The sequence below is a fragment of the Kitasatospora sp. NPDC007106 genome (genome assembly GCF_040634455.1).
GTDB lineage: Bacteria > Actinomycetota > Actinomycetes > Streptomycetales > Streptomycetaceae > Kitasatospora > Kitasatospora arboriphila.
This window is the reverse complement of record NZ_JBEYFP010000229.1, coordinates 1-8,649: the sequence shown is the minus strand read 5'-3', so window position 1 is coordinate 8,649 and position 8,649 is coordinate 1. Positions and strand designations below refer to the sequence as shown.

Genomic DNA, 8,649 nt, shown 5'->3' with positions numbered 1-8,649 from the left:
CCGATCTCGGGGCACTCTCCCTGCCCCGGCGGTCCGCCGTTCCCGTTCCCCCGTCGCCCCCGTTTCCCCCGTTTCCCCCGGTTCCCCCGGTTCCCCGGTTCCCCCCGTTCGCGCCCCGCGGCGGTTACTCGACGATCAGCTGGACCGGGATGTTGCCGCGGGTGGCCTTGGAGTACGGGCAGACCTCGTGGGCCTGCTTGACCAGCAGCTCGGCGGTCTCGCCGGCGAGCGCCTCGGGCACCTCGACGCGCAGCACCACGGAGAGGCCGAAGCCGGTGTCGTCCTTGCCGATGTTGACCTCGGCGGTCACCGAGATGTCGCCGGTGTCGACCTTGGACTGCCGGCCGACCAGGCCGAGGGCGCTGGCGAAGCAGGCCGCGTAGCCCGCCGCGAAGAGCTGCTCGGGGTTGGTGCCCTGGCCGTTCCCGCCGAGCGCCGGCGGCATCGCCAGCGCCAGGTCGATCTGTCCGTCGGAGCTCACGGCCCGGCCCTCGCGGCCGTTGGCGGTGGCGACAGCGGTGTACAGCGCGTCCATGGACCCGTCCTCTTCCCACATCGGAGCGGCGGCCGGAGGTCCCGGCTGCCCTGCGACCACAAGTAGAGCACACAACTAAATTGCGCACAACTAAAATGTCGGCGACCCGGCTATCCTGGGAGGCATGACCGCACTGCCAGCGGTGCCCGAGGAGGACCTGCTCCGCCTCGACCGCCACATCTGCTTCTCGCTGCACGCGGCCTCGCGCGCCTTCGACAGCGTGTACCGGATCGTCCTCAAGGACCTCGGCCTCACCTACCCGCAGTACCTGGTGATGCTGGTGCTCTGGGAGCACGGCGACCTCCCGGTGAAGAAGATCGGCGAGCGGCTGCGGCTCGACTCCGGCACCCTCTCCCCGCTGATCAAGCGGCTGGAGGCGGCCGGCCGGGTGCGCCGCGAACGCAGTGCCGAGGACGAGCGCTCGGTCACCGTCCGCCTCACCGAGGAGGGCGCCGCCCTGCGCGAGCAGGCGCTGGAGGCGGTGCCCCGCCGCATCCTGCGCTCCTCCTCGGTCACCGTCGGGGAGCTCGCCCAGCTGCAGCAGCTCCTCGGCCGGATCACCACCGCCCTGGACGAGGCCGCCGCCACGCTCTGAGCCGTCCCGGCCCGACCCGTCCGGGTGACGGCCCGTGTGTCGCCGCCGCGGCGCCCCGGGCCCGTGGTCGGCTGGGCGCCGTGCGCACCCCGCCGGCGGGCCTCGCCTGCCTCGCCGCCCTGACCCTCGCGGCCGCCCCCGGCCCGGCCCCCGGCCCCGCCTCCGCCGACGCTGACACCGCGGTGGTGCGCGGCTTCCTGGCCGCGTACCGGGACGCCGTGCGCGGCACCGGCCCCGGCCTCACCCCCTCCGAGGTGCGCGCCGAGTGGCTGGCCCCGGAGCTGAACGCCCGCCTCGACGCGTGGCGGGCCGGCCACCCCGGCGCCGACCCGGTCTTCCGGGCGGCCGTCGCCCCCGACTCCTGGACGGCCCGCCCCGCGGGCACGGCCGGCGGGCTCGCCCTGGTCGCCGTCGACGAACGGTGGGCGGGCGGAGCGACGCTGCGGGTCCGGTACGCCGTGCGGAGTTCCGACCGGACGGTCGCCGACCTCCGGGAGGCCAACGGCTGATTCCCCGACGGACGGGCTGGCGTTGACGTCCGCGGCAAGGTCTACCGTCGGGGGCATGCGGATCGGCGAGCTGGCCCGGCGGGCGGGCACCACCACACGGACCCTGCGGTACTACGAGTCGCGCGGACTGCTGCCCGCCCGGCGCACCGGCAACGGCTACCGCGAGTACGACGAGGAGGACCTCCGGCTGCTCCGGCAGATCCGGATCCTGCAGGACTTCGGCTTCGGACTGGAGGAGACCAGGCCGTTCGTCGAGTGCCTGCAGGCCGGACACCCGGCAGGCGACTCCTGCCCGGCCTCGCTGGACGTCTACCGGGCCAAGCTCGCCGAACTCGACGCCGTCGTCGCCCGGTTGCAGGCCGTCCGCGACGAGGTCGCCGCCCAGCTCGCCCGCGCCGAGTTCGAGGCCGCCGCCGACCTGCCCGGCGGGCCCGAGCCGCGCTGCGAACTGGCCCCGCACCCCGGGCCCCGCCCGGGCCGTCCCGACCCGACGTAGAGAGGAACACCCATGGCGTTCGCAGGAATCGACGAGGTCACCGACACCACCTTCGCCACCGAGGTGCTCGCGGCCGACCGGCCGGTGCTGGTGGACTTCACCGCCGCCTGGTGCCCGCCCTGCCGCATGATCGCCCCGGTGCTGGCCGAGGTCGCCCGGGAGGAGGCCGACCGGCTGCGGGTCGTCCAGCTCGACGTGGACACCAACCCCGAGACGCAGGCCCGCTACGGGGTGCTCTCGATGCCGACCCTGATGGTCTTCCGCGGCGGCGAGCCGGTGAAGAGCATGGTCGGCGCCCGTGCCAAGGCCCGGCTGCTGCGCGAGCTCGCCGAGGTGCTCTGAGGCGCCCCGGCGCCGCCGGGACGCGCGGGAGGTGGGCGGCGGCTTGTCCAGGGCCGCCGCCCGCGAACCCGTCCGTACCGGAACGTACTCCTCCGGGCCTAGGTTGTAAAGTGCAACTTGGTGGCCGGTGCCGGACATCCCGCCCGCGCGCCGTACGGTGGTCCCCGCCGTCCCCCACCGAAGGAGCACGCATGCCCGACCGCGACGCCGCCCTGGACGCCATCCAGCGCGAGCTCACCGCGTTCGCCCGCCGGGCCCGCCACAAGGCCGCGCAGATGCACCCCGACCTGTCGCTGGTCACCTACAGCATGCTCGACCTGGTCAAGGAGCGCGGCAGCTGCCGCGCCGCCGACCTCGCCGCCCACTTCATGCTCGACAAGTCCACCGTCAGCCGACAGGTCAACGCCCTCGAGAAGCTCGGCCTGATCACCCGCGAACCCGACCCGGAGGACCAGCGCGGCCAGCTGCTGCGCCCCTCCGAGGACGGACTGCGGCTGCTCGCCGACGCCGCCGAGCGCCGCCGGCTCGCCTTCCGCGAGCGCTTCACCGACTGGACGGACGACGACATCGCGCGGTTCGCCGGCTACCTCACCCGGTACGGTGCCGGGGACTGACCGCCCGCCCCGGGCGCACCCGGCCCCCGGGGCGCCCGGCGCGACGGCGCGCCGCCCCGGGCCGCCCGGCCGCAGCCGCAAGGATGGCGGCATGACACGGATGACCGAGCCCGAATGGCGCGCCTTCCTCTCCCACGGCACCCGCACCGGCAAGCTCGCCACCACCCGCGCGGACGGCCGGCCGCACGTCACGCCCGTCTGGTTCGTGCTGGACGGCGGGGACGTCGTGCTCAACACCGGTGCGAGCAGCGTCAAGGGACGCAACCTCGCCCGCGACCCCCGCGCCATGCTCTGCGTCGACGACCAGCAGCCGCCGTACTCCTTCGTCCTGGTGCAGGGCCGCGCCGAACTCTCCGAGGACCCGGCCGAACTGCGGCACTGGGCCGGCCGGATCGGCGCCCGCTACATGGGCGAGGACCGGGCCGAGGAGTTCGCCGCCCGCAACGGCGTCCCCGGCGAACTCCTCGTCCGCCTCAGGATCGAGAAGGTCGACGCGCAGGGCGCCATCTCCGCCTGAGCCCGTGCCGTAACACCGGGTGTCCCGGCCCGCAGCGGGAAGAACCGCCGCGGGCCGGGTTGTTGCACGCCTCGGCCGGCCACCGCCGACCCGCGCCGCACGACGACACCCGGAGACCCGATGGCCGACCAGGCCCCGCGCCGCTTCCTCTTCCTGCTCGGCTCCACCCGCAGCGGCGGCAACGCCGAACTGCTCGCCAGGCGCGCCGCCGAGCACCTCCCCGCCGGTACGCAGCAGCAGTGGCTCACCCTCACCGACCTGCCGCTGCCCGCCTTCGCCGACCAGCGCCACGACGGCAGCTACCCGCCGCCCACCGGTCACGCCCGCACCCTGCTCGACGCCACCCTCGACGCCACCGACCTGGTGATCGTCTCGCCGCTGTACTGGTACAGCGTCAGCACGCCCGTCAAGCACTACCTCGACCACTGGTCCGGCTGGATGCGCGTCCCCGGCACCGACTTCAAGGCCCGGATGGCCGGCCGCACCCTGCGGGCCGTCAGCGCCTACGCCGGCACCGACCCCGCCGACGCCGACCCGCTCGCCGGCATGCTCCGCCGCAGCGCCGACTACCTGTCGATGCGCTGGGGCGGCCTGCTGCTCGGCTCCGGCAGCCGGCCCGGCGACGTGCTCGCCGACGAGGACGCCCTGCTCGCCGCCAAGTCCTTCCTCGCCGCGCCCTGACCACCCCGACCCGCCGCGGCGACCGGGCCGACCGGGCCCGCAGCGCCGTCCGGAGCGGCCGCCCGCGGGCCGAACAGCAGCGCCACCAGCAGCAGCCCCGCGGCCGCACCCGCGCACTGCGCCAGCACGAACCCCGGCACCGAGCCGGGCGCGATCCCGGCCGCCCCGTCGGAGAGCGCCCGGCCCGCCGTCACCGCCGGATTGGCGAACGCCCCCGAGGACGTCCCCCAGCACGCCGCGACCGCCCACCCGGCCACCGCCACCGGCGCCCAGCGGCCCCGCCCCACGTGCCGCAGCCCGCACACCACCAGCAGCAGCACCCCGGTCGCCACCGCCTCCGCCAGCCAGAGCGGCCCCGCGGCCAGCCGCCGCCCGGAGACCTCCAGCAGCGGGCGGCCGAACATCGCGTTCGCCACCGCCGCACCCGCCACCGCACCGGCCAGCTGCGCCACCGGATAGCAGACCAGCTCACGACCGGACGGCCCGCCGCCCCGCCGACCCGTCCACCAGACGGCGGCGGTGACCAGCGGGTTCAGGTGCGCCCCGGAGACCGGTGCCAGCACCGTGAGCAGCACCCCCAGGGCCAGCGCGGGGGCCAGCACCGCACCCACCGCGGCCGAACCGGCGGGCCCCGGCTGCGCCGCCCGCAGCCCCGAACCGATCAGCACCGCGGCCAGCACCGCCGTGCCGACCGCCTCCGCGGCCAGCCGCCTGAACAGGGCAGTCGTCATCATGCCGCCATCGTGTCCGGGCTGCCGGGCGGCGACAATTGTCCGGTGCGCCAGGCCGGACCCGGGCCCGCCCGGCGTCCGCTCGGAGACTCGCACGGCCGGGCCGCCGGAACCGGCTTGACCCTCACGCACCGTGAGGCCGGAGGCTGGAGGCAACGAGGAGGGAGCACCCGCGATGAGCAGCTACTCGGTCGGCCAGGTGGCCAGGACGGCCGGGGTCACCGTCCGCACCCTGCACCACTACGACGAGATCGGCCTGCTGTCACCCGGCGGCCGCACCCCGGCCGGCTACCGCCGCTACGAGGACGAGGACCTCGACCGGCTGCAGCAGGTGCTGTTCTACCGCGAACTCGGCTTCCCCCTCGATCAGATCGCGGACATCCTGGACGACCGCTCCGTCTCGCCGAACGAACACCTGCGCCGCCAGCGCAGGCTCATCGGCGACCGGATCCGGCACCTCCAGGAACTCGCCGCGGCGGTCGAACGAGCCATGGAGGCACAGAAGATGGGCATTCAGCTGACACCGGAGGAGAAGTTCGAGGTGTTCGGGAAGGACTACCAGGAGGGCTGGGAGGACGAGGCGGAGCAGCGCTGGGGCGGCACCGACGCCTGGAAGGAGTCCCAGCGGCGCACCGGCGGCTACAGCAAGGCCGACTGGGTGCGGATCAAGGCCGAGGCCGACGCCCTCAACACCCGCCTCGCCGAGGCCCTCGCGGCCGGCACCGCGCCCGACTCCGAGGAGGGCGCCGCCCTCGCCGAGGAGCACCGGCAGCACATCACCGGCAACTTCTACGAGTGCACCTACGCCATCCACCGCGGCCTCGGCGAGATGTACCTCGCCGACCCCCGGTTCACCGCCACCTACGAGAAGATCGCCCCCGGCCTGGCCCGGTGGCTGCGCGACGCCATCGTCGCCAACGCCGACCGCCGGGAGGCGTGAGCGGCCCGCGGCCCGGCCGTCAGGCCGCGCCGCGGCCGAAGGTGCGGCGGTAGGCGGTGGGGGAGACCCGCATGGTGCGGCCGAAGTGGTGCCGGAAGGTCGCGGCGCTCTCGAAGCCGACCGCCGCGGCGATCTCCTCCACCGTCCCCTCCGGGGACTCCAGCAGCGGCAGGCTGGCGGCGACCCGCTGCGCCGTCACCCAGCGCATCGGGCTGGTGCCGTTGCGGGCCGTGAAGTGCCGCAGGTACGAGCGCTCGGACATCCGCGCCGCACGGGCGAGCAGCGGCACGGTGAGCGGCCCGGCGAGCTGGTCGAGCGCCCACTGCATGGAGCGCGCGACGCCGTCGTCCTCGGCCGCGACCGGTGTCACCGCCGCCTCGATGAACTGCGCCTGGCCGCCGTCCCGGTGCGGCGGGACGACGAAGCGCCGGGCCACCGTGTTGGCCACCCGGGCCCCGTGGTCGCGCCGCACCAGGTACAGGCAGAGGTCGATGCCGGCGGCGCTGCCCGCGCTGGTCAGCACCGTGCCGTTGTCCACGTACAGCACGTCCGGGTTGACCCGCACCGCAGGGTGGCGCTGCTGCAGCAGGTCGGCGTACCGCCAGTGGGTGGTCGCCTCCAGGCCGTCCAGCAGGCCGGCCGCGGCGAGCGCGAACGCCCCCGAGCAGATCGAGACGATCCGGGCGCCGCGCTCGTGCGCGGTGCGCAGCGCGGCGACCAGCCCGGGCGAGACCGCGCCGCCGAACGGGTTCGGGACGGCGACCACCATCACCGTGTCCGCGGCGGCCAGGTCGTCGAGCCCGTGCCGCGCGGTGAGGGAGAACCCGCCGACCGCGTTCAGCGGCGTTCCGGGCTCGTCGGCGCAGACCCTGACGTCGTACCAGGGCGCGGCCAGCAGCCCGCTCAGCTCGGGCCGGGCGAGCCCGAACACCTCGACCACCACGCCCAGTTCGAACGGCGCCATGCCGTCGAAGGCGTAGACGGCGACGGTGTGCACCGGCTCGGGCCGGCGGCCGACGGCCACCGGCACCGGGCCGCTCTGCGGGTGGACGGCCACGGCGGCCCCCTTCGTCCGGGCTGGCGGGATCTTGGCGAGTGTAGTCGTCCGCGCCACTGTCGGGCCGCCCGGCCCGCCGCGAGGATCGATCCCGTCGCAGCAGACCGGCAGCCGGACCGACAGGAGCCCACCGATGACCGCCACCGCCTCGCCCGTGACCGAGATCCCCGCCCTCGCCCCCGAGCGCGCCTTCGCCTTCTTCGCCGAGCGGCTCGGCTGCCAGGCCGACCCGGCCGACGTCCACCACGCCATGCGCGACGGGCAACAGGACTTCACCGTGGTCGACGTCCGCGCCGAGGGCGCCCACCGCAAGGCCCACCTGCCCGGTGCGATCAGCCTGCCGCTCGCGGAGATCACCGCCGAGCGGGTCGCCGCACTCCCGTCCGGACTGCTGGTGGTGTACTGCTGGGGCCCCGCCTGCAACGGCTCAACCAAGGGCGCGATGCGGCTTGCCGCGCTCGGCCGCGAGGTCAAGGAGATGATCGGCGGCCTGGAGTACTGGGTCCGCGAGGGCTGGCCCACCGAGGGCCGCCGTCCGATCGACCCGCGCACCGCCGGCCCCGCCGACCTCGGGCTGGTCTGCTGACCGCACCCGACCGCGGCGGAGCGGTGGAGGCCTTGGCGCGGCCGGATTGTCAGTGCCCGGGCCTAATCTGAAGATGTGTCCGAGACCGGCGGCGGGCAGCAGCACGCCGAGCACGGCGGGCAGCGAAAAAAGCAGTGGGAGCCCGCCCCGTCCGTCGGGGAGGATGCTGATTCGTCAGGCGAGGGCCCGGGGGACGGGGCCGGTGCGGCTGAGCCGACCGGTGGGCCTCGCCGTACACATCCACCACCACATCCGCAGCGATCTCATTGGGGGGTCACGCCATGAGCACGCCCGTTGTCGCCCGATTCACGAAGAATGTTCCTGCCCCGATCCGGATGTCCGGCTGGGGCCGCCGCGGCGCCCGCCGCTGATCCGCCCACGGGGTGTCCGGCAACGAGGCCGGGCGCCCCGTCCTGCTGTTCTCCTCCCGGCGGGCCCGGGGTGCCGCGGAAGAAATCCCGCCCCCGCCTGCAACCTCGCTGCGGTGTGCACGTCCATCAGGACGGCCTGACCAGGATCCTGGACGGCCTCGACGTCGGCGGGCGCGGGGACGTCCTGCACAAGGGCCGGGCCGGCGACGTCAAGGTCCTGATCGGCGAGGCGTCCGTGACCACCGCGGGCGGGGTGCGGACGGTCACCTTCCCGGTGACCTGGACCAACCTCACCCAGAACGCCTACGGCCGGGTCGAACCGGTGCTCGCCCTCGACGAGCCCGGGCTCGCCGCCCCGACCGCCCCGGCCGGCGGGCAGCAGGCCACCGCCGTGCTGGAGCGCAAGGACGTCTCCACCTGGACGGCCCTGCCGCTGAGCACCGGGACGGGCGGCGGACACGGCCCCTCGGCGCCCTTCGCCCTCGCACCGGGCCAGAGCCGCACCCTCACCTACCGCCTGAAGCTCACCGGCTACCAGAAGGCCTCGGTGCAGCTGGTGGGGCAGGCCCTGCTCGACGGCTCCGGCAGTTCCGCGCCGACCGTCGGCGACACCGCCGGGCAGCTGGTCCTCGGCTGAGACGGCGACGGCCGGGCACCCCGCGCGGGGTGCCCCGC

13 protein-coding genes are annotated in these 8,649 nt (G+C 75.2%); 10 read left to right on the top strand and 3 right to left on the bottom strand.

Annotated features, from left to right (window positions below):
- Positions 1 to 124 precede the first annotated feature (124 nt).
- Complete coding sequence (locus ABZ641_RS18890; RefSeq protein WP_344624553.1) at positions 125 to 535, bottom strand: organic hydroperoxide resistance protein; 411 nt, start codon at positions 533 to 535, stop codon at positions 125 to 127.
- Between the two features lie 124 nt (positions 536 to 659).
- Here ABZ641_RS18890 and ABZ641_RS18885 point away from each other — a divergent pair, with 124 nt between their 5' ends.
- From ABZ641_RS18885 to ABZ641_RS18855, 7 genes are all read left to right on the top strand, one after another.
- Positions 660 to 1,130: a MarR family transcriptional regulator gene (locus ABZ641_RS18885; RefSeq protein WP_344624552.1), complete on the top strand. Its 471-nt coding sequence runs from the start codon at positions 660 to 662 to the stop codon at positions 1,128 to 1,130.
- A gap of 80 nt (positions 1,131 to 1,210) precedes the next feature.
- Positions 1,211 to 1,639, top strand: coding sequence for a hypothetical protein (locus tag ABZ641_RS18880; RefSeq protein WP_344624551.1), 429 nt, complete (start codon positions 1,211 to 1,213; stop codon positions 1,637 to 1,639).
- Between the two features lie 55 nt (positions 1,640 to 1,694).
- Positions 1,695 to 2,135, top strand: a complete 441-nt coding sequence (locus tag ABZ641_RS18875) for a MerR family transcriptional regulator (RefSeq protein ID WP_344624550.1) — start codon at positions 1,695 to 1,697, stop codon at positions 2,133 to 2,135.
- A 12-nt stretch (positions 2,136 to 2,147) separates the two neighbouring features.
- Positions 2,148 to 2,477, top strand: a complete 330-nt coding sequence (gene trxA, locus ABZ641_RS18870; protein ID WP_344624549.1) for a thioredoxin — start codon at positions 2,148 to 2,150, stop codon at positions 2,475 to 2,477.
- Between the two features lie 191 nt (positions 2,478 to 2,668).
- Positions 2,669 to 3,091, top strand: a complete 423-nt coding sequence (locus ABZ641_RS18865) for a MarR family transcriptional regulator (protein ID WP_344624548.1) — start codon at positions 2,669 to 2,671, stop codon at positions 3,089 to 3,091.
- A gap of 91 nt (positions 3,092 to 3,182) precedes the next feature.
- Positions 3,183 to 3,608 carry a PPOX class F420-dependent oxidoreductase gene (locus ABZ641_RS18860; protein WP_344624547.1) on the top strand — a complete coding sequence of 142 codons (426 nt, stop codon included), beginning with the start codon at positions 3,183 to 3,185 and terminating at the stop codon, positions 3,606 to 3,608.
- Between the two features lie 120 nt (positions 3,609 to 3,728).
- On the top strand, positions 3,729 to 4,289 hold the full coding sequence (locus ABZ641_RS18855; RefSeq protein WP_344624546.1) for an NAD(P)H-dependent oxidoreductase: 561 nt from the start codon (positions 3,729 to 3,731) through the stop codon (positions 4,287 to 4,289).
- Here the strand turns inward: ABZ641_RS18855 and ABZ641_RS18850 are convergent.
- Positions 4,175 to 5,023: an aquaporin gene (locus ABZ641_RS18850; protein WP_359983162.1), complete on the bottom strand. Its 849-nt coding sequence runs from the start codon at positions 5,021 to 5,023 to the stop codon at positions 4,175 to 4,177. The two genes, ABZ641_RS18855 and ABZ641_RS18850, sit on opposite strands and share 115 nt — an antisense overlap.
- A gap of 172 nt (positions 5,024 to 5,195) precedes the next feature.
- On the opposite strand from ABZ641_RS18850, the gene ABZ641_RS18845 reads away from it, so the two are divergent.
- Positions 5,196 to 5,960 (top strand): MerR family transcriptional regulator, encoded by a 765-nt coding sequence (locus ABZ641_RS18845; protein WP_359983159.1) that lies wholly within the window; start codon positions 5,196 to 5,198, stop codon positions 5,958 to 5,960.
- A 19-nt stretch (positions 5,961 to 5,979) separates the two neighbouring features.
- Here the strand turns inward: ABZ641_RS18845 and ABZ641_RS18840 are convergent, their stop codons facing one another.
- Entirely contained in the window at positions 5,980 to 7,017 is a 1,038-nt protein-coding gene (locus ABZ641_RS18840; RefSeq protein WP_344624543.1) for a helix-turn-helix domain-containing protein, read from the bottom strand.
- Between the two features lie 133 nt (positions 7,018 to 7,150).
- Between ABZ641_RS18840 and ABZ641_RS18835 the strand changes: the two genes are divergently transcribed.
- A complete protein-coding gene (locus ABZ641_RS18835; RefSeq protein ID WP_344624542.1) occupies positions 7,151 to 7,603 on the top strand; it encodes a rhodanese-like domain-containing protein in 453 nt (150 codons plus the stop codon).
- A 486-nt stretch (positions 7,604 to 8,089) separates the two neighbouring features.
- Entirely contained in the window at positions 8,090 to 8,611 is a 522-nt protein-coding gene (locus tag ABZ641_RS18830) for a hypothetical protein (RefSeq protein WP_359983156.1), read from the top strand.
- The last annotated feature ends 38 nt before the right edge of the window (positions 8,612 to 8,649 follow it).